The following is a 25654-nucleotide window of genomic DNA, read 5'->3' as shown; positions in this document are numbered from 1 at the left end:
CGCGTCAGAGCAGGTCGCGCGGAATGGACTCGTTCCACACCCGGGAGAAGACGCGCTGGCCCGCCTCGTAGCCGTCCAGGGTGGCGTGCAGCAGGAAGTCCGTCGCGGTGGAGCGCAGCACGGTGCGGGTGACCGTGCGGACGTGCCAGTCGTCCCGGCTGAACGTCATCGTCCACGTCGACTCGCCGCGCACCGACTCCTGGTCGTCGGCCACCGAGTCGTAGCGCTCGTAGGCGCGGCGGCCCACGTCCAGGCCGATCGCGTCGTAGCGGACCGTCCCGCTGTCCTTGACGATCTCCAGCGCCGAGTTGTAGCCGACCAGGTCGCGGGAGACCTCCCAGCGGTGGTCGCCCGGCTCGATCTGGGACGTCGTGAGCGGCGGCGAACCCTCCGGCTCGCCGAACGGCCGGGGCTCCTCCTCGGTGTCGGTGACGGGCCGCACCGGGAGGGTGAGCGTGCTGGCCCCCGCGTACACGCTCAGCATGACGGGCCGCGGCGGCGGCCAGGCCAGCGGCCAGTACGACGTGGACAGCGACAGCCGCAGCCGGTGCCCCGGCGGGAACGCCTGCGCCACCCCGTTGAGCTGGACGGTCGCCCGGTAGCGCTCACCGGGCACGAGGGCCTCCGGCGCCTCGGTGCCGTCCTTGCGGGTGAGGTTGAGCAGCCCGTAGGTGACCCGGGTGGCCCGCCCGTCGGGGGCGACGTCGGACAGCCGCGCGGCCACCATGGCGACCGGCTGGTTCACCGACAGCTCCAGCTCCACACTGGGCACGCCCAGGATCTCCAGCCGCTCGGGCAGCGGTTCGCTGTCGAAGACGAGGGAGCCGCCGTCCTCCTCGCGCTGGTCGTAGGGCAGGTCGGGCGGCGCGTTGTAGGAGGCCCACTTCCCGGAGAACTGGCCGACCGACAGCGGCGACTGCACCGTCAGCTCGGCGGGCGGCGGCTCCTCACCGAGCGCGCCGATGCGGTGGGCGCTCAGCGGGTGGGAGACCTGCTCGATCTGCGGGGAGGGCCACGCCGGTTCGGCCACCCAGCGCCCGGGGCGCTCCTCGTACGACGTCGAGGGCGGCACGCTCTCCTGCATCCACGCCTGGAGCATCGGACCGTCCATCGCCCCGTTGTCGGCGCCCTTGAGCCAGTGGTCCCACCAGCGGACGACCTCCTGGAGGTAGCCGATCGCCGGTCCCGGCTCGCCCAGGTGCGGGAACTTGTGCGACCACGGCCCGATCAGCCCGCGCCGGGGCACGTCCAGGTTCTCCAGCAGGCGGGTCACGGCGTTGGAGTAGCCGTCCGCCCAGCCGCTGGACGCCAGGACGGGCACCTGCACGTCGGAGTAGTCCTCGCACACCGAGGCGTGCCGCCAGTAGTCGTCACGGCGCTGGTGGCGCAGCCACTCGGCCACCCACGGCCCGTTCGCCTCCAGCCGCTCGTGCCACATGTCCCGCCAGCGGTCGCCGACCAGCGCCGGATCGGGCGGGCAGGTGGAGTGGGCGAACATCGTCCCCGCCTCGGCGAGGCTGTCGGAGAGCAGGCAGCCGCCCATGTAGTGCATGTCGTCGGAGTAGCGGTCGTCGGTGAACGACGACAGGACGAGCGCCTTCAGGCCCGGCGGCCGGCGCGCGGCGACCTGGAGCGCGGCGAAGGCGCCCCACGAGATGCCCATCATGCCGGTGCTGCCGTCGCACCAGGGCTGCTCGGCGAGCCACGCGAGCACGTCCTCGGCGTCGCGCTGCTCCTGCTCCAGGTACTCGTCGGTGAGCACGCCCTCCGACTCGCCGGTGCCGCGCAGGTCGACGCGGACGCAGGCGTAGCCGTGCCCGGCGAGGTAGGGGTGGTGGATGGAGTCCCGGACGGACGTGAGGTCCCGCTTGCGGTACGGGATGTACTCCAGCACGCCCGGCACCGGTTCGCCGTCCGAGGACACCGGGCGCCAGACGCGGGCCGCGAGGCGGGTGCCGTCGGACACCGTGATCCAGACGTGTTCCTCTTCCCTGACGTCGTGCGGCAGGCTGGTGACGTAGCGCATGCCGGTGCGGTGCTCCTCTCGATCGGGTCTCGCTCGCTCGCGCGGGCCCGCTGCGGGCCCGCACGGGTCCTCCGGTGCGGCGTGCCCCGGCTCAGTTCGGGCCGGTGCCGCCGTCGGCCGCCGGGGCCGTGCCGTCGTCGTCGAACTCGAAGCGCAGCGCCTCCACGCAGCGGTCGTACTTCTCCCGCAGCTCCTCGTCGTCGGCCGCGCCGACGAAGATGTGCGCCAGTTCGAAGCTGTACTGGTCCTGCCCCGGCATCTCGGAGAGCCGCTGGCCCTCGGACGGGATGACCTCGACCTTGACGCCGGGGATCTCCTTCTCGACGGCCCGCAGCTCCTCGGCCGTCGGCACGCGGCGCACCACGCCGTCGGCGAACCTGCGGTAGTACCACTTGGCGGCCACCTGGTAGGGGCCCTCCTGGTGCGGGAGCTGCGGGTCCTGGCCCAGCGCGAGGCTGATCATGCAGTGGTGGTTGGGCACGCCGTCCACGTACTCGAACATCTCCGCGTGCGACTGGGAGTGGCGCGGGTTGACCTCCAGCAGGTTCACCTCGTCGGTCTCCGCGTCGTAGAAGAACTCGATGCTGAACGTCGCGTTGTCCATCCCGAGCTGCTTCATCACGCGCTTGGAGACGTCCCGGAGCCGGTCGGCGACCTGCTGCGGCAGCCGGGAGGGGTACTGGTGACGCAGGAAGCAGGAGCTGCCGGGGTAGTTGATCGAGTCCAGCACGCCGTAGACGGTGACCTCACCGTCGTACACGTACCCCTCGACGGCGTACTGCTCACCGGTCAGCGACTCCTCCGCCAGGCACGCCTGACCGCCCGCGTCGGCGATCTCGGGCGGCAGGTCGAGCCGGTCGAGGATGATCTCGAAGGGCGCGCCGATCCGGGATATGCCCTCGCGGATCTCGGCCACCGCCTCGTGGAACTCCTCCTCGTTCTTCACGCCGAAGGCCAGCTCCGAGGAGAAGGACTTCACCGGCTTGAGCCACATGGGGAACCGCAGCCCCTCCGGCGGCTTCGCGTCATTCTCCAGGTCCACCAGCGCGAACCGCGGGTGCTCGTCGATGACCTTCTGCTGCTCCAGCCGGCTCCAGTACTTGTGCTCGCACTTGATGATCGATTCCAGGCTCGTGCTGCGGGTGCCGTAGCGCTCGCCGAGCATCGGGACGAGTGTCGAGACCGGGAAGTCCCAGAAGCCCACGATCGCGTCGATGCTGCCCTCGAAGGCGTCCAGCTCCGCCTGCGCCTTCCGGATCAGCCCCTTGACGTCGATGTCGCCCGTCTGGAGTTCGTCGATGCCCAGCAGCGGGTGGAACCGGTAGTGGATCGAGTCCGGAACGTCACGGAGAGTCTCCATGTTCTCCTCGTCCAGACCGATCACGAAGATGTTCTTCTGCGCCATGGGAATCCTCTCCTCAACCCGGCCGAGCTGTTATCCGAGCGTTACCGTCGGCCGTCCGGGTCGGTTACCCGCCCTCCTGTTCCGCACACCCGGGGCGTGCTCATCTCGGTGCGTGACAGGCATCACGCCGCAGGTCACGGGGGTCGCCCGGCAGAATGTGCCGGTGCGCATCATGTGTGTCGGGGATTCGATGACGATCGGCAGCGCCGGTGACTACACCTGGCGGTACCGCCTGTGGGAGCACCTGCGCGCCCGCGGGACGGTCCCCGTCCGGTTCGTCGGCCCGCGCGAGGCCCTGTACGAAGGGTCCCACGCCTACGGCGACCCCGCCTTCCCCCGGCACGCCAGGCGGCACCTCGCCGGATGGGGCGAGGGCTGGCTGCACCATGCCCCCCGCATCGCCGAGGCCGTCCGCGTCCACCGCCCCGGCACCCTGCTCGTCTCGCTGGGCCTCATCGACCTCGGGTTCTACACCGACGCCCGGCAGACGGCGTCCAACGTGCGCCGCTTCGTCGCCGGGGCGCGCTCCGCCGATCCGGCCGTACGCGCCGTCCTGCTCCCCGTCATCCCCAACATCCGGGCCGCGACGGACCCGCCCTTCGCCGCCGAGTGCGCCCGCTTCAACGCGCTCCTCGCCGACGCCGTCGCCGAGCTGACGACGCCCGCGTCCCCGCTGGTGCTGGCCGACCCGCCCGCCGACTGGGACCCCGTGCGCGACACGTACGACGGCACCCACCCGGCCGCCCCGGGCGAGCACCGCCTCGCCGCCGCCTTCGCGGACGCCCTGCACGCCGCGTGGTCCCTGGCCGCGCCCTACCCCCTGCCGGAGGCGGCCCCGGCGGAGGCGGTCCTGCCGGAGGCGGCCCCCGTCGCGTGACGGTCGCCGGCCCGGCGGCCGGGGGTGCGGCGGGTCAGGCGGCGGGGCGGCTCCAGGTGCGCAGCTCGGCCGGGCGGCCCTTGATGTCGCGGTAGACCGGCTCCTCGTCCGTCAGCAGGAACCCGGTCGCGGCGGCGACCGCCTCGCTCGCGGTGTTCCGCGCCTCGATGCGCAGCACCGTCCGGCGCGCCCCCACGTGCCCGGTGGCGTGGTCGGCCAGCGCCCGGACGGCGCGGGCGGCGAGCCCCTGCCGCCGGTGCCGGGCGGCGACGCCGTAGCCGAGTTCGACGTCGCGGGCGTCCACGGGGCAGCGGAACATCAGCACCTCGCCCCGCGCCCGTCCACCGTCCGTGGTGATGGCGAGCTGGACCCGCTCGCCCTGCGCGCGGGCCTCCCGGGCGCGGGCGAGGTAGGCGCGGGCGGCCTCCGCGTCGAACGGGTCGGCGGCGGGCGTCCAGCGGGCCATCTGGGGGTCGTCGTACAGCTCGGCCAGGTCGGGCAGATCCGCCTCGGACCATTCCCTGAGCACGAGCCCGTGCCCCTCGATCAGCAGGCGGTCGGGAAGCGGCAGGCGCTGCCGGGTGTCGTCCATGCTCCGATCATGCCGCCCGCCCCGTCCCGGGCCAAGGCCGCGCCGGATGAGCACGCGGGGGCGGCCGAGGGGCGTGGCGGGGTTGATTCGAACGGGCTCCAGCGGCTTGTGTGGGGGTATGAAGTACACACAGCTGGGACGTACGGGGCTCAAGGTCAGCCGACTGGTGCTGGGGACGATGAACTTCGGGCCGCAGACGGACGAGGCGGGCAGCCACGCCATCATGGACGCCGCGCTGGAGGCGGGCGTCAACTTCTTCGACACCGCCAACGTCTACGGGTGGGGCGAGAACAAGGGCCGCACGGAGGAGATCATCGGCTCCTGGCTGGCGCAGGGCGGCGGGCGCCGGGACAAGGTCGTGCTCGCCACCAAGGTGTACGGCAACATGGGCGCGGACGGCGAGAGCTGGCCCAACCACGACCGGCTGTCCGCGGTGAACATCCGCCGGGCCGTGGACGCCAGCCTGAAGCGGCTGCGGACCGACCACATCGACCTCTACCAGTTCCACCACGTCGACCGGCGCACGCCGTGGGACGAGATCTGGCAGGCGATCGACGTGCTGGTGCAGCAGGGCAAGATCCTGTACGCCGGTTCGTCCAACCACGCGGGCTGGCACATCGCCCAGGCCAACGAGGCGGCGGCGCGGCGCGGCAGCCTCGGACTGGTGAGCGAGCAGTGCCTGTACAACCTGGCCGAGCGCCGTGCCGAGATGGAGGTCGTCCCGGCCGCCGAGGCGTACGGGCTCGGGGTGATCCCGTGGTCGCCGCTGCACGGCGGGCTGCTGGGCGGCGCCCTCCGCAAGGAGCGTGCGGGTGAGGGTACCCGCACGGCGTCGGGACGCTCGGGGGACGCGCTGCGGAACACCGCCCTGCGCGAGCAGGTGCAGAGCTACGAGAGCCTGCTGGAGAAGCACGGTCTGGAGCCCGGTGAGGTGGCGCTGGCCTGGCTGCTGACCCGGCCCGGCGTCACCGGCCCGATCGTGGGGCCGCGCACCGGCGAGCAGCTCGCCTCGGCGCTGCGCGCGGTGGAGCTGGAGCTGGGCGAGGAGGTGCTGACGGCCCTGGACGAGATCTTCCCCGGCCCCGGCCCGTCCCCGGAGGCGTTCGCCTGGTAGCGGGCGGACGCGGGGGCTGGCGCGCCCGTCCGGTGTGCGCGGGCCGCCGGGCGGGCGCGCGGGTGACCGGACGGCCGGGGGCCGGGGCGGCATGGCCCACGGATGGCGTAATGCACGGGTGTGCCAGTCCTCTGCTGGTGAGCTGCCACGTGATCGTTCCGTTCGTACTTCCGAAGGAGCAGCATGCGCATCCGCACAGCAGTCGCCGCCACCGCCCTGGCCATGGTGGGCCTCGTCGCCGGGGCCGGTGCCGCCTCCGCCTGCGGTGCCCACGACGGGCCCCACGGCGGTGGCTACGACGACCGCCCCCACCACTCCGTCGCCCAGATGGCGCTGACCGCCCACTGCAACTCCGTCGCCATCGGTTCGAGCGGCAACGTGGCACCGTTCAGCGGCCCGGTCTGCATCAACTTCTGACGCCGCACCCGAAGGCCCGCCCCGGAACTTCCCCCCGGAGCGGGCCTTCGGTGTGTGCTGCCGACCGGCCGGTCAGCGGCCCAGCGCGGCGGTGACGGCGACGACGGCGAACAGCAGGACGAGGGTTCCCGTCACGATCCGCGTCCTGATCTTGGGGTTCACCCCTCCACCGTATCCGTCCGGGCCGGGTCCCCGAGCGGCCACGCCGCGACCGTCTCGTAGCGGGGCTGCTCCCCGGGCACCCCGGAGACGGGCAGGTGGCTGCGGACGAGGGCGAGCCGCCCGGGGCGCCACGGCGGCGAGACGTGGTCGGCCAGCCGCTCGACGTACGGCGCGAGCGGAACCGGCGGCCCGGCTTCCCGGTTCCGGGAGCGGGCCAGGGTGAGGTGCGGGGTGAACCGGCGACGGCCCGGGCCGCCGCCCGTCCCGGCGCGGCGGCCCGCGGCCTCCGCGGCTCCGGCCAGCCGGGCCAGCGCGGCGACGGCGCCGGGTTCGGCATCGGCGACGTCCGCCCACAACGCCCGGTCCCCGAACCGGCCGGCGCCGCGCAGTTCCAGCGCCGCGGGCCTCCCGCGCCGGGCGGCCCGTTCCAGCCGGGCGTCCAGGCCGGGCCGGACGGAGCCGGGGACGGCGCCGTAGAAGGCGAGCGTCAGGTGCCACCCGTCCGGTTCCGTCCACCGCAGCCGCCCGGCTCCGGGTGCCTCCCGGAGCGCCGTCACCCGTTCCCGCAGCCCGTCCAGCACGGGCGGGGGCGGCAGCAGCGCGGCGAACAGCCGCGCCGTGCCGCCGTCCGCTCCGTCCGCCGCGCCGGGTCCGCCCGGTCCGTCCACTGCGCCCGGTCCACCCGCCTCGCCGGGTCCGCCCGGTCCGGCCGCCGGGTCCTCGTTCACCGGGTCCCCCCGGGAACGGCCTCCCGGGCGGCCCGGTTCTGCGGCCCGTCCGCCCGCGGACCGTCCCCCGGGTCCGCCTCCGGGGCCGGACCGTCCGCGGCCTCCGCCGCCTCCGCGGCCTGGGCCGGGCTCGCGGGTGAGGCGAGCGGCGAGACCGGGAGCGGTTCGCGGGGGACGAACGACAGGCCGCGGCTGCCGCGCCGCAGGTCCAGCCGCAGGCGCAGCCCCGCCGCCCTGGCCAGTGCCAGGGCGACCAGGACGGCCGCCAGCAGCGCGATGCCGCCGCCCGCCAGCAGCCCGATCCGGGGGCCGTAGACGTCGGTGACCCAGCCCATGAGTGGTCCGCCGATGGGCGTGCCGCCCACGAAGACCATCATGAACAGGCTCATCACGCGGCCCCGCATGACCGGGTCCGTGGCGAGCTGGACGCTGGAGTTCGCCGTCACGTTGAACGTCAGGCCCATGAGTCCCACGGCGACCATCAGCGCGGCGAACAGCCAGAACCACGGGGTGAGGGCCGCGGCCGACAGCAGCAGCCCGAACAGGGCCGCGGCGCCCACCAGCAGCCGCATCCGCGAGGACGCGCGGCGGGCGGCGAGCAGGGCGCCGGTCACGGACCCGGCGGCCATCAGCACGTTGAGCAGCCCGTAGGTGGCCGCGCCCTGGTCGAAGACGCGTTCGGTGAAGGCGGTGAGCCAGATCGGGAAGTTGAAGCCGAACGTCCCGATGAAGCCGACGAGGACGATGGGCCACATCAGCTCCGGCTTGCCGCGCACGTAGGCGAGCCCCTCGCGCAGCTGCCCCTTGCCGCGGCGGACCGGCTTGGAGGAGTGCAGTTCACTGGCGCGCATGAGCAGCAGCCCGGTGATGGGCGCGAGGAAGGAGAGCCCGTTGAGCAGGAACGCCCAGCCGCTGCCCACGGCGGTGATCAGCACACCGGCGACGGCGGGCCCGACGAGGCGGGCGGACTGGAAGTTGGCCGAGTTCAGCGAGACGGCGTTGCGCAGTTGCGCCGGGCCGACCATCTCGGCGACGAAGGTCTGCCGCGCCGGGTTGTCCACGACGGTGACCAGGCCGAGCGCGAAGGCGAGCGCGTAGACGTGCCACACCTGCACGGAGCCGCTGAGGGTGAGCGCGGCCAGCGCGAGTCCGGTGAGGCCCATGGTGGCCTGTGTGATCAGCAGCAGGCGGCGCTTGGCGCACCGGTCGGCGAGGACGCCGCCGTACAGGCCGAACAGCAGCATGGGCAGGAACTGGAGTGCGACGGTGAGCCCGACGGCCGTGGCGGAGCCGGTGAGGCTGTGGACGAGCCAGTCCTGGGCGATGCGCTGCATCCAGGTGCCGGTGTTCGACACGAGCTGGCCCATGGCGAACAGCCGGTAGTTGCGGATGCGCAGCGAGCTGAACATCGACGTCCTCGCCGGGCGTTCCGCTCGTCCCTCCCGTTCCCCGGGAGCGGTCTTCTTGCGCGTGTCGTGCGGTGCGGGTGCGGAATCTGCTCCGGGTCCCGAACTCAACTCGGCTTCGCCTCCTCTTCGTCGTCTCCTACAGGTGCGCGAGCTTCTCCAGGACGGGCGCGGCCTCGCGCAGCTTCGCCCACTCGTCCTCGTCCAGGCCGCCCGCCAGCTCGGCGAGCCAGTGGTTCCGCTTGCTGCGGGCCGCGGCCAGCATCGACTCGGCCCGCTCGGTCTGGGTCACGATCTTCTGTCTCCGGTCCTCCGGGTGCGGGTCCAGGCGGACCAGCCCCTTCGCCTCCAGCATGGCCACGATGCGGGTCATGGACGGTGGCTGCACGTGCTCCTTGCGGGCCAGCTCGCCGGGCCCGGCCGAGCCGCACCGGGCGAGGGTGCCCAGGACGGACATCTCCGTGGGGCTCAGCGACTCGTCGACGCGCTGGTGCTTGAGGCGGCGCGACAACCGCATGACCGCCGAACGGAGTGCGTTGACGGCGGCGGCGTCCGCACCGCTGGACAGTTCCGGCATGTCGTTAGCTTAACTCATTACCTCGCCTAACAAGTACCGGGTTCCCCGCTGTTCCGAGTCACCCGTATGGGTGAGGTCACACCGGGGGACGGAAGGGGGCCGGCGCACGAAGACGCCCGCCCCCTCCGCGTGGTGCGGGGGAGGCGGGCGTCCTGTCGCGTCGGCGGCCCGTCGGCCCGTCGGTCCGGCGGCTCAGCCCAGGCCGAGCAGCTGCTCGATCGGGTCCAGCAGGAAGTAGACGAGGAAGCACGCCGCGACCGCGTTCAGCAGCCACGGCACCTCGCGCACCCGGCCGGTCGCCGTGCGGAGCAGGACGAAGGCCAGCACGCCGATGCCGATGCCGTTGGTGATGCTGTAGGTGAACGGCATCGAGACCATCGTCAGGAACGCGGGGACGGCGATCGTCAGGTCGCTCCAGTCGATCTCGCGGACGTTCGCGGCCATGATCAGCAGGCCGACGACGACGAGGGCCGGGGTCGCCGCCTGCGAGGGCACCACCGTGGCCAGCGGCGTGAACACCAGGGCGAGGAGGAACAGGCCGCCGGTCACGAGGTTGGCCAGGCCGGTGCGGGCGCCCTCGCCCACGCCTGCGGTGGACTCCACGAAGCAGGTGTTGGCCGAGCAGGAGCCGAAGCCGCCGCCGACGACGGCGACGCCGTCGGTCATGAGGATGCGGCCCATGCCGGGAAGCTGCCCGTCGGAGTCGGTCAGCTTCGCCTCCTCGCCGACGCCGATGATCGTGCCCATCGCGTCGAAGAAGCCGGACAGCAGCACCGTGAAGACGAACAGGCAGCCGGTGACGACGCCGACCTCGGCGAAGCCGCCGAACAGCGACACCTCCCCGACGAGCCCGAAGTCCGGTGCGCCGACCACCTGGCCGGGGAGCGCGGGCACGGCGAGGCCCCACGCCGCGTCCGGGATCTCCGCGACGGTGTTGACGACGACCGCGACCACCGTCATCGCCAGGATGCTGAGCAGGATCGCACCCCGGGTGCGCCGGACCAGCAGCACGAACATCAGCGCCAGGCCGAGGACGAAGACGAGCACCGGCCACCCGGTGAGCTGTCCGCCCTGGCCGAGGCCGAGCGGCACGGTGGTGTGGGCGGCGTCCGGGTTGCGGGTCACGAAACCGGAGTCGACGAGCCCGATCAGGGCGATGAACAGGCCGATGCCGATCGCGATGGCCCGGCGCAGGCCGCCGGGGATGGCGTCCATCACCCGCTGCCGCAGACCGGAGGCGACGAGGATCATCAGCACCAGGCCCGCCAGGCAGACCATGCCCATCGCGTCCGGCCAGCTCATCTGCGGGGCGAGCTGGAGGGAGACGACGGCGTTGATGCCGAGCCCGGCGGCCAGGGCGATCGGCACGTTGCCGATGACGCCCATGAGCACGGTGCTGAGCCCGGCCATCAGCGCGGTGGCGGTGATGAGCTGGGCGTTGTCCAGTTGCTGCCCGTACTTGTCGGTGCCCGCGCCCAGGATGATCGGGTTGAGCACGATGATGTACGCCATGGCGAAGAACGTCGCCAGACCGCCGCGCAGCTCGCGGCCCACCGTGGAGCCGCGCTCGCTGATCTTGAAGAAGCGGTCGACGCCGTTCCTGGGTGGCGGCGGGGCATGGCTGGGCGCAGCCGGGGCGGCCGGAGCGGACATGCGGATACCTCGGGAGTGTGTGCGGGGAGCGGGGGAGGGGCGGACCGGCGGCGGCGTCGGTTTGGAGGAAACCACGACGGACGTCGGGCGGGTCCAGGTCGTTTCAGTATGAACATATGAGCGAGTTGAGCGCTATCTCCGCGCGTAGACAGCGGTGCTCCGAACCCCTGCCGTCCGGCAGCGGCCGGGCGCCCCGCCCGCGTCGCCCCGGTGGGCGGCCCGGCTAGGCTGGTCACCGTCACCACGCCGAGGGGAGGGACGGACGGATGCGGCTGAGCGACTGGACCGACGGCAAGCGCAAGGCGCCGGAGCCGCTGGAGGGGCCCATCACGGCCACCGTCCTCGTCGGTACCGCGATCTGGTTCCTGCTGTTCCTCGGTCAGCTCCCCTTCTACGGCTGGTTCGCCGAGCACGGTCACACGTGGTGGCTCTGGACGTGCCTGGCCGGTGGCGGCCTCGGGTTCGTCGGCCTGTGGTACGTGCGGGCCCGGGACGCCGCCCTGCGCCGTGCCGAAGCGGCCGACGGCGCCGGGCGGGCCGCCGATGCCGGGCGGGCGGCCGATTCCGGGCGGGCGGACGGCCGCGGGCCGCAGCCGCCGCCGCGGCGTCCGTAGCCACCGCCCCCTGGACGGGGAAGGGCCGCCGCGGGCGGGCGCTCCCGGTCCAGGGGGCCCGCCCGCGGCGGGGTGCCCCGCCCGGCGCCGCGAGGGGCGGCACGCGGATGCCTGCGCGTGCGTGGTCGCGCCCCTCGCGGGCGGGACGGAGCGGGGGTGGGGTCAGGCGGCGGGGACGGTGACCGTCTCGCGTTCGCGGGCCGGGGTCGTCCGGCCCCGGGTCAGCGCCGTGCCGAGGGCCCACCGGCCGGGGCCGAGCGCGGCGATCAGCAGGAACGCCCAGCAGAACATCGCGGACGCCTCGCCGCCGTTCTCCATCGGGAAGAGGGCGTTCGGCTGGTGGTGGACGAAGTAGGCGTACGCCATGGACCCCGAGGAGACCACCGCGGCGGTGCGGGTGCCGATCCCGCAGAGCACCAGCGCGCCGCCGGCCAGCTGGATGACGGCCGCCCACCAGCCCGGCCACTGGCCGACCGCCGGTGCCTGGCCGTGCGGACCGCCGAGCACGTCGAACAGGGTCGCCGCGCCGTGGCAGGCGAACAGCAGCCCGACGACCATGCGGTAGACGCCGATGACGTGGTCTTTGCTCTTGTCGAGGACTTCCATGGCAGGCCCTTGCCTTTCTGGACTTCGCGCAGTGTGGGGTGCCGGTGGAGTGTCCTCCACCGGCATGGGAGCGCTCCCACACGTGACACTAGCCAGCCTTGAGTCAACGTCAAGAGTTACTGCAGGGTTTCAACGGGCGAGCCAAATCCGTTCATGGCATGGTCAGTTGACTGCCCGGCCCGCTGCTGCCCGTGCCCCGCCGCGCCGGCGCCCGGCCACGCCCCCTCGCGGCCCCGCCCGCGGCGCCCGGCGGGTGAGCGCCGGATGGGCCGCCGGTGCGCGGCGGCCCGCACCCGTTGCCGTGGCGGTGGGGGAGCCCCGGCCCGCCGGCACAGGGGAGCCCGGCCCGCCGGGGCGGCGGGCCGGGCTCCGGATGGTGGTCCGGAAGTCCTCAGCAGGTGCTGCGGCTGGTGTTCACCAGGGTGAGCGCCCGGTAGGTGATGTTCGTGCCACAGGGCCGCTCCACCAGCGAGGAGTCGGTGATCCGCAGGTTCGCCAGGGTGATGTCCCGGTTGCCGGGGAACTCGGTGCGGGCCGCCAGCCGGATGCCGCCGGGACCGGCGACGGTGCCGCTCTGGCTGGCCAGCGTGACGTTGTAGCAGTTCTCGATCAGCACGGCGTCCCCGCCGGTACGGGCGATGTCCACCCGCTCGATGACCGCGCCGCCGCTCTCGGACACGCAGAAGACGCCGCGTCCGCCGCCGCGGGCGACGACCTCGCCGACGCGGATGTTGACCGGGTAGCTGTCACCGACGCGGCCGTTGCGGTTCGCCATGCGGAACGCCGCGTACCCGGTGCCGGTCCCGGCGCCCTCGGCGTCGACGCGGCCGACGGTCGCGTTCCTCGTGTCGTTGAGCAGCAGCCCCGAGTAGGCGGTGTCGCGGGCGGTGACGGTGCCGATGGTCAGGCCGTCCACGCCGTACGTCTCGACGCCGTGGTTGCCGGTCCCGGAGACGTACACGTCGTCGATCCGCACGTTGCGCGTGGGCGCCGAGCGGTTGCTGTGGTTGTCGATGCGGATGCCGAGCCCGCCGGACAGCCGCAGGTCGATCCGGCCCAGGTGGTAGTCGCTGCCGTTGCGGAAGAAGATGCCGAAGTACGGGTTGCCGGTGACGCGCAGGTGCGGCACGGCCACGTTCACCGCCCCGCGGGCCCGGATGACGGCGTTGTCCCCGCGCGGGGTGCCGGTGACGTGGATGGTGCCGCACACCTCGACGGACGTGTGGCTGGGCAGGTCCAGGGACTGGTCGGCGGGCACGGAGCCGGAGCCGCGCACCACGACCCGCTCCATGGAGCCGCGGCCCGGGGTGAGCGAGCCGACCGCCGCGCGCATCGCGGCGAGCATGTCGGTGCCGCGGTAGCCCGGCGCCGTCCAGGTGCCGCCGCTCTGGACGGCCTCGGCGCGGTAGCTGCCGGTGCCGCACGCGGCGTCCCCGCCGCCGTCGTCCGGGCCGACGGGGACGAAGGCGAACTGCTGGTTGGGGTTGCTGCCCGGCGTGTACTGGGACAGCCGGGCGCCGTCGTCCGTGGAGTGCTCCCACACGTCGAGCGCCTTGCCGCTGAGCCGGTTGACCAGCCGGTGGTGGCCGTCCCCCGTCTCCTCGATCCGGAACTGCTGGTTCGCGGCGCCGGTGTCGTCCCACTGGACGATGCGGGCGCCGTTCTCGGTGCTGTGCTCGAAGACGTCCAGGACCTTGCCGGAGCTGCGGGCCTGGAGGCGGTACCAGCCACCGCCCGAGTCCAGGAAGCGGAACTGCTGGTTCGGGGCGTCGGTGCGGGACCACTGGACGATGTCGGCCCCGTTCTCGGTGCTGTGCTCGTAGACGTCCAGCACCTTCCCGGAGTGGCGGGCCTGGAGCACGTAGTACGTGCCGGGCGTGGGGGCGGCCGCCGCGCGGGAGCCGCCGGGGGCGGCGGTCAGCAGGCTGAGCACGACGGCCAGGACGGCGACGGCGGCCGTGGTCACGGCAGCGTGCCGCGTTCTGGCCGGCGAGGCCGCCGGGGCGGGTCGCGGTGTGGGGGGCATGCGGACTTCCTCTCGTGCGGGGAGAGACCGGGGGGCGCGGGGCGTCCGCGCCCACGAAGCCCGTCGGTTGGCGGCACGCCCCGTGGGAGCGCGCCCACGGGGGTGGAACGTAACGACGGCCCCAGCGCGCGTCAATGGCCCGCACTCCGGGGCAGCGCCCCCGCGCCCTCCCGCGGTGGCCCCCCGCGCACCCCTGCGGCGACCCACGCGCACCCCCGTGGTGAGCCCCGCGCGGCGCCCGCGGGGAGACGCGCCCCGGGCCCGCACCCCGTCGCGCCGGGCACCAGGGTGCACCCTGGTGCCATGGGACTGGCAGCTGACCTACGCAAGGCCGTGCGCGGCGAGGTGGAGTTCGACGCGGCGAGCCGGGCGCTCATGACCATGGACGCCTCCAACTACCGCCGGGTGCCCGTCGGTACGGTCGCCCCGCGCGACGCCGACGACGTCGCCGCCGCGCTCGCCGTGTGCCGGGAGCACGCCGTGCCCGTCGTGGCCCGGGGCGCGGGCACCAGCATCGCCGGACAGGCCACCGGGACCGGCGTCGTCCTGGACTTCACCCGGCACATGCACGCCGTGCGCCACCTCGACCCCGGCAGCCGCACCGCCGTCGTCGAGCCCGGCGTCATCCTGGACGACCTGCGCGCGCAGGCCGCGCGGCACGGGCTCACCTTCGGCCCGGACCCGTCCACGCACCGCCGCTGCACCCTGGGCGGGATGATCGGCAACAACTCCTGCGGCTCCCACTCCGTCGCCTGGGGCACGACGGCCGACAACGTCCGCGCGCTGGACGTGCTCACCTACTCCGGCGAGCGGGCCCGCCTCGCGCCCGGCGGCGACGGCGTGCCGGAGGCCCTGCGCCGCGACGTCCTCGCCCTCGTCCACGGCGACCTGGCCCGGCTGCGCACCGGTTTCCCCGAACTCCCGCGCCGCATCTCCGGTTACGCGCTCGACGCCCTGCTCCCCGAGCGCGGCGAGGACTGGGCGCGGGCCTTCACCGGCAGCGAGGGAACCCTCGGCGTGCTCACCCAGGCCACCGTGCGGCTCGTGCCCGCGCCGCCCGCCCGGGTGCTCGCGGTGCTCGGCTACCCGGACGAGGCCGCCGCCGCCGAGGCCGCCGCCGCCCTGCTGGACCACGGCCCGCTCACGGTCGAGGGCATGGCCGCCGACCTCGTCGCGGAACCGGCCCGCGCCGCCCTGCCGCGCGGCGGGGCCTGGCTGTTCACGGAGGTCGGCGGCGAGAGCCCCGCCGAGGCCCGTGCCCACGCCGAGCGGCTGTGCCGGGCCGCCGCGTCCGGCACCACCGACCACACCCTCGTCACCGGCCCCGCCGACCAGCGCACCCTGTGGCGCATCCGCGACGACGCCTCCGGAACCGCCACCCGCATGCGCGACGGCAGCGAGGCGTGGCCCGGCTGGGAGGACTGCGCCGTCCCGCCCGCCCGGCTCGGCGCCTACCTGCGCGACTTCCGCGCCCTGCTGGCCGCACACGGCCTGCGCGGCCTGCCCTACGGCCACTTCGGTGACGGCTGCATCCACGTGCGCATCGACTTCGACCTGCTGACGCGGCCCGGCGTCGCGCGCTTCCGCGCCTTCTCCGAGGAACTGGCCGACCTCGTCGTGCGGCACGGCGGCTCGCTGTCCGGCGAGCACGGCGACGGGCAGGCCCGCGCCGAACTGCTGCCCCGCATGTACGGGCCGGAGATGGTCGCCCTGTTCGAACGGTTCAAGGACGCCTTCGACCCGGCGGGCGGCCTCAACCCCGGCATGCTCGCCCGCCCGCACCGCCTCGATCAGAACCTGCGCTTCGCCGTCCTGCCCCGCGAGCCCGTGGCGACGGCGTTCTCCTACCCGCACGACGGCGGCGACTTCTCCGCCGCCGTCCGCCGCTGCGTCGGCGTCGCCAAGTGCCGCGACACCGGGCCCGCCGGGTCCACCGTCATGTGCCCCTCCTTCCGCGCGACCGGGCAGGAACAGCACTCCACCCGGGGCCGGGCCCGGCTGCTGCACGAGATGCTCGCCGGCGAGGTCGTCACCGAGGGCTGGCGCTCCCCGGAGGTGCGCGACGCCCTCGACCTGTGCCTGTCCTGCAAGGGGTGCCGCTCCGACTGCCCCGTCGGCGTCGACATGGCCACCCACAAGGCGGAGTTCCTGCACCACCACTACGCCGGACGGCTCCGGCCCGCCGCGCACTACGCCCTCGGCCGCCTCCCGCAGTGGCTGCGCCTGGCCGCCGCCACCCGCTCCGCGCCGCTGCTGAACGCCGCCGCCCGCACCCCGCTGGCCGCCCTCGGCAAACGGCTCGCGGGGCTCACCCCGGAGCGCGACATCCCGCCCCTGGCGCGGACGCCGTTCACCCGCTGGTGGCACGCCCAGGACCGCGCCCGGCAGCCGGACGGCCCGGCCACCGTGCTGTGGCCCGACACCTTCACCAACCACCTCACCCCCGAAGCCGGTTCCGCCGCCGTCGCCGTCCTGCACGACGCGGGGCTGCGGCTGGCCGTACCGCCGCGCCCGGTGTGCTGCGGACTGACCTACGTCTCCACCGGCCAGCTCGACCAGGCCCGCGCCGTGCTGCGCCGCACCCTGGACACCGTCGCCCCGGCCCTGGACGCCTCACTGCCCGTCACCGTCCTGGAGCCGTCCTGCGCCGCCGCGCTGCGCACGGACGCGCCCGAGCTGCTCCCGGACGACCCGCGCGCCGCGCGACTGGCCCGCGCGGTGCGCACCTTCGCGCAGACCCTGGAGGAACTGGCCCCCCACTGGACGCCCCCGTACGTCGGCCGCCCCGCCGCCGGGCAGACCCACTGCCACCAGCACGCGGTGCTGGGTGACGCCGCCGAGCGCCGCCTGCGGAGGCGTGCCGGGCTCACCGGCGAACTGGCGGGCGGCTGCTGCGGGCTCGCGGGCAACTTCGGTTTCGAGGCGGGCCACTACGAGGTCTCCGTGGCCTGCGCCGAGGACCAGCTCCTGCCCGCCGTCCGCGAGGCGCCCGACGGAGCGGAACTGCTCGCCGACGGGTACTCCTGCCGCACCCAGCTCGCCCAGCTCACCGGCCGCCGCGGCCGTCACCTCGCGGAAGTCCTCGCCGGTCACCTGCCGTGAACCGCCAGGCGCACCCCGGGCGTCCTCTCCCGTGGACCCCGAGCGAAGATCCGGTCACGTTCCGAGCAGAGGAGACACGCAGTGACGCACCCGACCACGGGGCGGCCCGCCCGCCGCACCCTGCTGACCGCCGGTGCCGCCGGAGCCGCGACGGCCCTGGCCGCCGCCGGGCCCGCGGCGGCGGCCCCCGCGACGCGGCGCGGGGACGGCCCGCCGCGCGCGGACGGCGGCCCGGCGCTCGCGGCCCGGCTGCGCCGCCTGGAGCGCGAACACACCGCGCGCCTCGGCGTCTTCGCGCGCAACCTGGCCACCGGCCGGACCGTGCTGCACCGCGCGGACGAACGCTTCCCGATGTGCTCGGTGTTCAAGCCGCTCGCGGCGGCGGCCGTCCTGCGCGACCTCGACCGCTGCGGCGAGTTCCTGGACCACCGCATCCGCTACGGCCCGGCCGACCTCGTCGCGCACTCCCCGGTCACCGGCACCGCCGCGCACCTGGCGGACGGCATGACCGTCGCGGAACTGTGCGACGCGGCTCTCCGGTTCAGCGACAACACGGCCGCGAACCTGCTGCTCCGCCAGATCGGCGGCCCCACCGGCGTCACCCGCTTCTGCCGTTCGGCGGGGGACACGGTCTCCCGCCTCGACCGCTGGGAGACGGAGCTGAACTCCGCCGAGCCCTGGCGCGTGGAGGACACCACCACGCCGCGCGCCATCGCCGGGACGTACACCCGGCTCCTGGTGGGCCGCGCCCTGCGCGGCCGCGACCGGCGGCGGCTGACCGCCTGGATGCTGGCCAACACCACCAGCGCCGAACGGTTCCGCGCGGGCCTGCCCGCCGACTGGGACCTCGCCGACAAGACCGGCGGCGGTTCCTACGGCACCAACAACGACGTGGGCGTCGCGTGGACGCCCGACGGCACCCCCGTGGTCCTCGCCGTCCTCACCACCCGGCCCGACCCCGACGCCGCCGCCGACAACCCCCTGATCGCCGAGACCGCCACCCTCCTGTCCACCACCCTCACCTGACCCCGCTCCCCGCCGCGTGGCGTGGGGCCGCACACGTCACGGCGGGGGGCCACCGGTGGGCAGCAGCCCACCCGTCCCCAGGCGTGCCAGGGCGGAAACGCAGCCGCCATTTGCCGTCGACGGGCGGGGGCGGGACGTCGTCGCCTCGTTCCGAGGTCACGGCCCGGGCACCTCGCCGTGGTCCTCGTCCGGGAGGGGCGCCATGGCCTGTCCAGCCAGTTCGGGGCCGGCCAGGAGCCTGGCGGTGGTACGCCACTCCTGGAGGACGCGGTGCAGGTTCGCGTGGACGCCGAGTTCCGTCGCGTCCCGCGCGGCGTCGGCCAGGTCCACGGCGAACTCCGCGGTCTCCGCGGCGGACAGATGGCGGCTCCACGGGAAGACCTGCGGGACGGCCCGGGCGCACCAGGCGTGCGCCGTCGTCGCTCCCGAGGAGGGCGGTGACCAGGCGTGCGGTGACGTCGGCCGTCTCCTCCCGCTGGCGGTCGTGCCGCTCCGTCGTGGGGTACAGCCCCTCGCCGTCCCGCCGGGTGACGTACACCCGCTGAGTGCCTTCGACCGCGAGGGCGACGCGTCCGGAGTTCTTCGAGAGGCCGGAGAACGAAACAGCCTTTGAACGGTCCTACCGGAAGAGTAGTCCGGAACGCGTTCCTAGGTCGGGCAGGCAGAATCCAGCAAGCATGCTTGATTGTTTTTGTCTCCGGTGCCACGCTGGCGGGGGTTCGGGGCGTGGGAGGGGTGGTGGGCGTGCGGGTCGGGAACGCGTCGGGGTTCTACGGGGACCGGTTCACGGCGCTGCGGGAGATGCTCGACGGCGGGCCGCTGGACGCGCTGACCGGGGACTACCTGGCCGAGCTGACCCTGCTCATCCTGGGCCGGGACCGGCTCAAGGACCCGTCCGGCGGTTACGCGCGCACCTACCTGCGGCAGCTCGAGGACACCCTCGGGCTCGCCCGCGACAGGGGCGTGCGGCTCGTCGCCAACGCCGGGGGGCTGAACCCGGCGGGGCTCGCCGGGGCCGTCCGGGAGCTGGGCGAGCGGACCGGGGTGCCGGTCCGGGTCGGGTACGTGGAGGGCGACGACGTCCTGGCGCGCGGCTGGGGCGAGGGCGTGCTCACCGCCAACGCCTACCTCGGCGGCGGCGGCATCACGGCGTGCCTGCGGGCCGGGGCCGACGTGGTCGTGACGGGACGGGTGACGGACGCGGCCCTGGTCAGCGGGTGCGCCGCCTGGTACCACGGGTGGTCCGGTGACGACTTCGACGCCCTCGCCGGTGCCGTCGTCGCCGGTCACGTGCTGGAGTGCGGCACCCAGGCGACGGGCGGCAACTACGCGTTCTGGCAGGAGGTGCCCCGCCCGGAGCGGCCCGGGTTCCCGCTCGCCGAGATCGCCGCCGACGGCACCTGCGTCATCACCAAGCACCCGGGGACGGGCGGCGCCGTCACGGCCGGGACGGTGACGGCGCAGCTCCTCTACGAGACCGCGGGCGCCCGCTACGCCGGTCCCGACGTGACGGCCCGGCTCGACACCGTGCGGCTCACCGACGAGGGCCGCGACCGGGTCCGCGTCACCGGCGTGCGCGGCGAGGCACCGCCCGGCACGCTGAAGGTCGGGCTCACCCGGCTGGGCGGCCACCGCAACGAGGTGGTGTTCGTGCTGACCGGGCTCGACGTCGAGGCGAAGGCCGAACTGGTGCGGGCCCAGATGGAGGCGGCCCTCGCGCCGCGCCGGCCCGGGCACGTCCGCTGGAGCCTGGCCCGTACCGACCGGGCCGACGCCGGGGTCCAGGAGGAGGCCAGCGCGCTGCTGCGGCTCGTCGTGCGGGACCGGGACCCGGACGTGGCGGGCCGGGCCGTCAGCGGCGCCGCCGTCGAGCTGGCCCTCGCGAGCTACCCCGGTTTCCACGTGAGCGCCCCGCCCGGCAAGGGGGCACCCTACGGCGTGTTCGAGGCCGCGTACGTTCCCGCGTCCGAGGTGCCGCACACCGCCGTGCTGCCGGGCGGCGCCCGGGTCCGCGTCGCGCCGCCCCCGGCCACCCGGGAGCTCGCGGACGTGCCCGGGCCGCCGCTGCCCGAACCGCTGCCGCCCGGCCCCGCCCGCCGCGCCCCGCTCGGCGCCGTGGCCGGGGCGCGCAGCGGCGACAAGGGCGGCAGCGCGAACGTCGGCGTGTGGGCGCGCTCCGAGGACGGCTGGCGCTGGCTGGCGCACAAGCTGACCGTGGAACGGTTCCGCGCGCTGCTGCCCGAGACCCGGCGGCACGCCGTCACCCGGCACGTGCTGCCGAACCTGCGCGCCCTCAACTTCACCGTGGACGGCCTGCTCGGTGAGGGCGTGGCCTCCCAGGCCCGCTTCGACCCGCAGGCCAAGGCCGTCGGGGAGTGGCTGCGCTCCCGCCACCTGGACGTACCGGAGGTCCTGCTGTGACCGTGCTCGACACCGCCCTGGACACCACCGGCGCCGAGTTCGCCGCCCACCGCGCCGCCATGCTGGAGAAGCTGGACGCGCTGCACGCCGAGCACGCCAGGGCGCTGGCGGGCGGCGGCGAGAAGTACGTGCGGCGCCACCGCGAGCGCGGCAAGCTGCTCGCCCGCGAGCGCGTCGAGCTGCTGCTCGACCCGGACACCCCGTTCCTGGAACTGTCCCCGCTGGCCGCCTGGGGCAGCGACTACGCCGTCGGCGCCTCGCTCGTCACCGGCATCGGCGTGATCGAGGGCGTCGAGTGCCTGGTCACCGCCAACGACCCGACCGTGCGCGGCGGTGCGAGCAACCCGTGGACGCTGCGGAAGGCGCTGCGGGCGAACGAGATCGCCCGCGCCAGCCGGCTGCCGTGCGTGAGCCTGGTGGAGTCCGGCGGGGCGGACCTGCCCAGCCAGAAGGAGATCTTCATCCCCGGCGGTGCCCTGTTCAAGGACCTCACCCGGCTGTCCGCCGCCGGAATCCCCACGGTCGCCGTCGTCTTCGGCAACTCGACGGCGGGCGGGGCCTACGTCCCCGGCATGTCCGACCACGTGATCATGGTCAGGGAGCGGGCGAAGGTGTTCCTCGGCGGGCCGCCGCTGGTGCGGATGGCCACCGGCGAGGTCGCGGACGACGAGGAGCTGGGCGGCGCCGACATGCACGCGGCCACCTCCGGACTCGCCGACCACTACGCCGTGGACGAGGCCGACGCGCTGCGCCAGGCCCGCCGCGTCGTCGCCCGCCTCAACTGGCGCAAGGCGCACCCCGATCCGCCGCCCGCGCGGCCGCCCCGGTACGACGGGGAAGAGCTGCTCGGCGTCGTCCCCGCCGACCTCAAGGCCCCCTTCGACCCGCGCGAGGTCATCGCCCGCGTCGTGGACGGCTCCGACTTCGACGAGTTCAAACCGCGCTACGGCCCGAGCCTGGTCACCGGCTGGGCGCGGCTGCACGGCTACCCCGTCGGCGTCCTCGCCAACGCGCGGGGCGTGCTGTTCAGCGCCGAGTCGCAGAAGGCCACGCAGTTCATCCAGCTCGCCAACCAGCGCGACACCCCGCTGGTGTTCCTGCACAACACCACCGGCTACATGGTCGGCGCGGAGTACGAGCAGGGCGGCATCATCAAGCACGGCGCGATGATGATCAACGCCGTCTCCAACTCCACCGTCCCGCACCTGTCGGTGCTGCTCGGCGCGAGCTACGGCGCGGGCCACTACGGCATGTGCGGCCGGGCCTACGACCCGCGGTTCCTGTTCGCCTGGCCGAGTGCCAAGTCCGCCGTCATGGGGCCGCAGCAGCTCGCCGGGGTGCTGTCCATCGTCATGCGCGAGTCGGCGGCGGCCGGCGGCCGGCCCTACGACGAGGAGGGCGACGCGGCGCTGCGCGCCATGGTGGAGGAGCAGATCGAGTCCGAGTCGCTGCCCATGTTCCTGTCCGGGCGGCTGTACGACGACGGCGTCATCGACCCGCGCGACACCCGCACCGTGCTCGGCCTGTGCCTGTCCGCCCTGCACACCGCGCCCGTCGAGGGCGCGCGCGGCGGCTACGGCGTCTTCCGGATGTGAGGACCATGACCGCGACACCGCAGATCCGCACCCTCCTCGTCGCCAACCGGGGCGAGATCGCCCGCCGCGTGCTGCGTACCTGCCGCGCCCTGGGCATCGCCACCGTCGCCGTGCACTCCGACGCCGACGCGGACGCCCCGCACGCCGCCGAGGCCGACGCCGCCGTCCGGCTGCCCGGCGACGCGCCGCAGGACACCTACCTGCGCGGCGACCTTCTCGTCGCGGCGGCCCGCGCGGCGGGCGCCGACGCCGTCCACCCCGGCTACGGCTTCCTCTCCGAGGACGCCGGCTTCGCCCGCGCCGTGACGGAGGCCGGGCTGGTGTGGGTGGGCCCGCCGCCCGCCGCGATCGAGGCCATGGCGTCCAAGACCCGCGCCAAGGAGCTGATGCGCGCGGCCGGAGTGCCGCTGCTGGAACCGCTGGACACCGGACGCGTCACCGGGGCGGACCTGCCGCTGATCGTCAAGGCGGCGGCGGGCGGCGGCGGACGCGGCATGCGCGTCGTGCGGAGCCTGGACGCGCTGCCGGACGCGCTCACCGCCGCACGGGCGGAGGCGGCGGCCGCCTTCGGGGACGGCGAGGTCTTCGCCGAGTCCTACGTCGAACGCGGACGCCACGTCGAGGTGCAGGTGCTCGCGGACGGGCACGGCACGGTGTGGGCGCTGGGCACCCGGGACTGCTCGCTCCAGCGGCGCCACCAGAAGGTCATCGAGGAGGCGCCCGCCCCGCGCCTGGACGACGCCACGCGGGCCGCGCTCCACGACGCCGCCCGGCAGGCGGCCCGCGCCGTGGACTACCGGGGCGCGGGCACCGTCGAGTTCCTCCTCCCGGCCGGGGGGCGCCCCTGCTTCCTGGAGATGAACACCCGCCTCCAGGTCGAGCACCCGGTCACCGAGGCCGTGTACGGGGTGGACCTCGTCGCGCTCCAGATCCGTGTCGCCGAGGGCGGACGCCTGGACGCGGAGCCGCCCCGGCCGCGCGGGCACGCCGTGGAGGCCCGCCTGTACGCCGAGGACCCGGCCCGCGACTGGCAGCCCCAGACGGGCACCCTGCACCGTCTCGCCCTGCCCGGCGCGGGGCCGGACGGCGCCGGACCGGACGCCGTGGGGGACGGGGTCGTCCGGCGCGGCGGCGCCCACGGCGTCCGCCTGGACAGCGGGGTCCGGGACGGCGGAGTGGTCACCGCGCACTACGACCCGATGCTGGCCAAGGTCATCGCGTGGGCGCCCGACCGCGCCGGGGCCGTGCGCCTGCTCGCGCACACGCTGGAACGGGCCCGCGTCCACGGCCCCGTCACCAACCGCGCCCTGCTCGTGCGCTCCCTGCGCCACCCGGACTTCGCCGCCGCCCGCCTGGACACCGGCTTCTACGACCGCCACCTGCCCGCCCTCACCGCCCCGGGGGAGGATTCCGGAGCGGCCCTCGCGGCCCTGGCCGCCGCGCTGGCCGACGCCGTCGGCCGCTCCCGGTTCGGCGGCTGGCGCAACGTCCCCTCCGCACCGCAGACGAAGACGTACCGCGCCCGGCCCTGCGGTACCGCACACGAGATCCGCTACCGCACCGACCGCACCGGCCTGCGCGCCGAGGCGTTCCCCGGCGTGCGGCTGCTGCACGCCGCCCGGGACCGCGTCGTGCTGGAGGCCGGCGGCGTGCGGCGGACGTTCGACGTGGCCGCCTACCCGGACGGCACCGTCCACGTCGACTCCCCGCTGGGCGCACACGCGTTCACCGCGCTGCCCCGCTTCCCCGAACCCGGCACCCGCACCGTGCCCGGCTCGCTGCTCGCGCCCATGCCCGGCACCGTCGTGCGGATCGCCGACGGACTGACCGCGGGCGCGCCCGTCACCGAGGGGCAGCCGCTGCTGTGGCTGGAGGCGATGAAGATGGAGCACCGCGTCACCGCTCCCGCCACCGGCACGCTCACCGCACTGCACGCCGAACCCGGCCGCCAGGTCGCGGTCGGCGCCCTGCTCGCCGTCGTGTCCCCCGGCCCGGACACCGCCACCGCCCCGGAACCCGCCCCGGAACCCGTCCCCGGCCCGGACAGCGCCACCGCCCCCGGCCCGCGCACCGGCACCCGTCAGCTCACCGAAGCCTCCGAGGAGGAGCCCGCATGAGCGCCATCCGGACCACCCACGTCCTGCTGGAGAACGACGACGTCCGGGCGCTGCGCGCGGCCGTCGGCGCGCTGGGCCGCCGCTACGGGCGCGCCTACTTCCAGTCCGTCACCAGCAAGGGGCAGCACACCGACGAGCTGTGGGCGGAGGCGGGCGGCCTCGGCTACCTCGGCGTCAACCTGCCCGAGGAGTACGGCGGCGGGGGCGGCGGCATGGCCGAGCTGTCCGTGGTGCTGGAGGAACTGGGAGCGGCGGGCTGCCCGCTGCTCATGATGGTCGTCTCGCCCGCCATCTGCGGCACCGTCATCGCCCGCTTCGGCACCGACGAGCAGAAGCGGCGCTGGCTGCCCGGACTGGCCGGTGGCGAAACCAGGATGGCCTTCGGCATCACCGAGCCCGACGCCGGGTCCAACAGCCACCGCATCACCACCACCGCCCGCCGCGACGCCGCCACCGGCGACTGGCTGCTCACCGGCCGCAAGACCTACGTCTCCGGCGTGGACATCGCCGAGGCCACCCTCATCGTCGGCCGCACCGAGGACTCCCGCACGGGCCGGCTCAAGCCCTGCCTGTTCATCGTCCCGCGCGACACCCCCGGCTTCCAGCGCCACCTGATCCCCATGGAGATCCAGGCGCCCGAGAAGCAGTTCGAGCTGGTGCTCGACGACGTCCGGCTGCCCGCCGACGCCCTCGTCGGCGACGAGGACGCGGGGCTGCTCCAGCTCTTCGCCGGACTGAACCCCGAACGCATCATGACCGCCGCGTTCGCCCTCGGCATGGGCCGCTACGCGCTCGGGCAGGCCGTCGCCTACGCGCGCACCCGCACCGTGTGGAAGCAGCCCATCGGTGCGCACCAGGCCATCGCCCACCCGCTCGCCCAGGCCCACATCGAACTCGAACTGGCCCGGCTCATGAACACCAAGGCCGCCCACCTCTACGACGCGGGCGACGACGCCGGCGCGGGCGAGGCCGCCAACATGGCCAAGTACGCCGCCGCCGAGGCGAACGTCCACGCCGTCGACAGCGCCGTCCACACCCTCGGCGGCAGCGGCCTCACCATCGAGTACGGGCTCGCGGCGCTGCTCAACGCCGCACGCGTGGCCCGCATCGCACCCGTCAGCCGGGAGATGATCCTCAACTACGTCTCCCACCAGACCCTCGGCCTGCCCAAGTCCTACTGACGGAGAGCG

General features: G+C 74.7%; 20 protein-coding genes. 10 read left to right on the top strand and 10 right to left on the bottom strand.

What is annotated here, in order from left to right; translation table 11 throughout:
- Nucleotides 1–4 precede the first annotated feature (4 nt).
- Together V1J52_RS15690 and V1J52_RS15685 are read right to left on the bottom strand one after the other, a co-directional pair.
- Nucleotides 5–2026 (bottom strand): CocE/NonD family hydrolase, encoded by a 2022-nt coding sequence (locus V1J52_RS15690; RefSeq protein ID WP_330140414.1) that lies wholly within the window; start codon nt 2024–2026, stop codon nt 5–7.
- A 91-nt stretch (nt 2027–2117) separates the two neighbouring features.
- On the bottom strand, nt 2118–3431 hold the full coding sequence (locus tag V1J52_RS15685; protein WP_330140413.1) for an ATP-grasp domain-containing protein: 1314 nt from the start codon (nt 3429–3431) through the stop codon (nt 2118–2120).
- Nucleotides 3432–3603: 172 nt separating this feature from the next.
- On the opposite strand from V1J52_RS15685, the gene V1J52_RS15680 reads away from it, so the two are divergent.
- The gene (locus tag V1J52_RS15680; protein WP_443075842.1) at nt 3604–4308 is read left to right on the top strand and encodes a GDSL-type esterase/lipase family protein; all 705 of its coding nucleotides are present in this window, start codon (nt 3604–3606) and stop codon (nt 4306–4308) included.
- Nucleotides 4309–4342: 34 nt separating this feature from the next.
- Here V1J52_RS15680 and V1J52_RS15675 read toward each other — a convergent pair whose 3' ends face one another.
- Nucleotides 4343–4900 (bottom strand): GNAT family N-acetyltransferase, encoded by a 558-nt coding sequence (locus V1J52_RS15675; RefSeq protein WP_330140411.1) that lies wholly within the window; start codon nt 4898–4900, stop codon nt 4343–4345.
- Nucleotides 4901–5018: 118 nt separating this feature from the next.
- On the opposite strand from V1J52_RS15675, the gene V1J52_RS15670 reads away from it, so the two are divergent.
- Nucleotides 5019–6014, top strand: coding sequence for an aldo/keto reductase (locus V1J52_RS15670; protein ID WP_330140410.1), 996 nt, complete (start codon nt 5019–5021; stop codon nt 6012–6014).
- 183 nt (nt 6015–6197) lie between these two features.
- Nucleotides 6198–6431: a hypothetical protein gene (locus tag V1J52_RS15665; protein WP_330140409.1), complete on the top strand. Its 234-nt coding sequence runs from the start codon at nt 6198–6200 to the stop codon at nt 6429–6431.
- Between the two features lie 158 nt (nt 6432–6589).
- On the opposite strand, the gene thpR is transcribed toward V1J52_RS15665, so the two are convergent.
- The 4 genes from thpR to V1J52_RS15645 form a co-directional block, all read right to left on the bottom strand.
- Complete coding sequence (thpR, locus tag V1J52_RS15660; RefSeq protein ID WP_330140587.1) at nt 6590–7261, bottom strand: RNA 2',3'-cyclic phosphodiesterase; 672 nt, start codon at nt 7259–7261, stop codon at nt 6590–6592.
- A gap of 56 nt (nt 7262–7317) precedes the next feature.
- Complete coding sequence (locus V1J52_RS15655; protein ID WP_330140408.1) at nt 7318–8838, bottom strand: MFS transporter; 1521 nt, start codon at nt 8836–8838, stop codon at nt 7318–7320.
- A 28-nt stretch (nt 8839–8866) separates the two neighbouring features.
- Nucleotides 8867–9304, bottom strand: a complete 438-nt coding sequence (locus V1J52_RS15650; protein WP_330140407.1) for a MarR family winged helix-turn-helix transcriptional regulator — start codon at nt 9302–9304, stop codon at nt 8867–8869.
- Nucleotides 9305–9496: 192 nt separating this feature from the next.
- The gene (locus V1J52_RS15645) at nt 9497–10957 is read right to left on the bottom strand and encodes an NCS2 family permease (RefSeq protein ID WP_330140406.1); all 1461 of its coding nucleotides are present in this window, start codon (nt 10955–10957) and stop codon (nt 9497–9499) included.
- Nucleotides 10958–11223: 266 nt separating this feature from the next.
- On the opposite strand from V1J52_RS15645, the gene V1J52_RS15640 reads away from it, so the two are divergent.
- A complete protein-coding gene (locus tag V1J52_RS15640) occupies nt 11224–11571 on the top strand; it encodes a DUF2530 domain-containing protein (protein WP_330140405.1) in 348 nt (115 codons plus the stop codon).
- Nucleotides 11572–11733: 162 nt separating this feature from the next.
- On the opposite strand, the gene V1J52_RS15635 is transcribed toward V1J52_RS15640, so the two are convergent.
- Nucleotides 11734–12177 (bottom strand): DoxX family protein, encoded by a 444-nt coding sequence (locus V1J52_RS15635; protein ID WP_330140404.1) that lies wholly within the window; start codon nt 12175–12177, stop codon nt 11734–11736.
- Between the two features lie 391 nt (nt 12178–12568).
- Entirely contained in the window at nt 12569–14143 is a 1575-nt protein-coding gene (locus V1J52_RS15630) for an RICIN domain-containing protein (protein ID WP_443075831.1), read from the bottom strand.
- Between the two features lie 363 nt (nt 14144–14506).
- On the opposite strand from V1J52_RS15630, the gene V1J52_RS15620 reads away from it, so the two are divergent.
- Together V1J52_RS15620 and bla are read left to right on the top strand one after the other, a co-directional pair.
- Nucleotides 14507–17305, top strand: a complete 2799-nt coding sequence (locus tag V1J52_RS15620) for an FAD-binding and (Fe-S)-binding domain-containing protein (RefSeq protein ID WP_330140403.1) — start codon at nt 14507–14509, stop codon at nt 17303–17305.
- A gap of 81 nt (nt 17306–17386) precedes the next feature.
- Nucleotides 17387–18331 (top strand): class A beta-lactamase, encoded by a 945-nt coding sequence (bla, locus tag V1J52_RS15615; RefSeq protein ID WP_330140402.1) that lies wholly within the window; start codon nt 17387–17389, stop codon nt 18329–18331.
- Between the two features lie 156 nt (nt 18332–18487).
- On the opposite strand, the gene V1J52_RS15610 is transcribed toward bla, so the two are convergent.
- Nucleotides 18488–18661, bottom strand: a complete 174-nt coding sequence (locus tag V1J52_RS15610; protein ID WP_330140400.1) for a hypothetical protein — start codon at nt 18659–18661, stop codon at nt 18488–18490.
- A gap of 408 nt (nt 18662–19069) precedes the next feature.
- Here V1J52_RS15610 and V1J52_RS15605 point away from each other — a divergent pair, with 408 nt between their 5' ends.
- Genes V1J52_RS15605 through V1J52_RS15590 form a run of 4 tightly spaced genes read left to right on the top strand, consistent with a single transcriptional unit; the run spans nt 19070 to nt 25645 of the window.
- Nucleotides 19070–20752 carry an acyclic terpene utilization AtuA family protein gene (locus tag V1J52_RS15605; protein WP_330140399.1) on the top strand — a complete coding sequence of 561 codons (1683 nt, stop codon included), beginning with the start codon at nt 19070–19072 and terminating at the stop codon, nt 20750–20752.
- Nucleotides 20749–22347 (top strand): acyl-CoA carboxylase subunit beta, encoded by a 1599-nt coding sequence (locus V1J52_RS15600; protein ID WP_330140398.1) that lies wholly within the window; start codon nt 20749–20751, stop codon nt 22345–22347. The genes V1J52_RS15605 and V1J52_RS15600 overlap by 4 nt, the downstream gene beginning before the upstream one ends.
- Before the next feature lie 5 nt (nt 22348–22352).
- On the top strand, nt 22353–24464 hold the full coding sequence (locus V1J52_RS15595) for an acetyl/propionyl/methylcrotonyl-CoA carboxylase subunit alpha (RefSeq protein ID WP_330140397.1): 2112 nt from the start codon (nt 22353–22355) through the stop codon (nt 24462–24464).
- Nucleotides 24461–25645: an acyl-CoA dehydrogenase family protein gene (locus V1J52_RS15590; RefSeq protein WP_330140395.1), complete on the top strand. Its 1185-nt coding sequence runs from the start codon at nt 24461–24463 to the stop codon at nt 25643–25645. The genes V1J52_RS15595 and V1J52_RS15590 overlap by 4 nt, the downstream gene beginning before the upstream one ends.
- The last annotated feature ends 9 nt before the right edge of the window (nt 25646–25654 follow it).

This window comes from Streptomyces solitudinis, assembly GCF_036323765.1.
GTDB lineage: Bacteria > Actinomycetota > Actinomycetes > Streptomycetales > Streptomycetaceae > Streptomyces.
The sequence above is the reverse complement of the archived record's forward strand: the minus strand, read 5'-3'. Positions and strand labels throughout refer to the sequence as shown.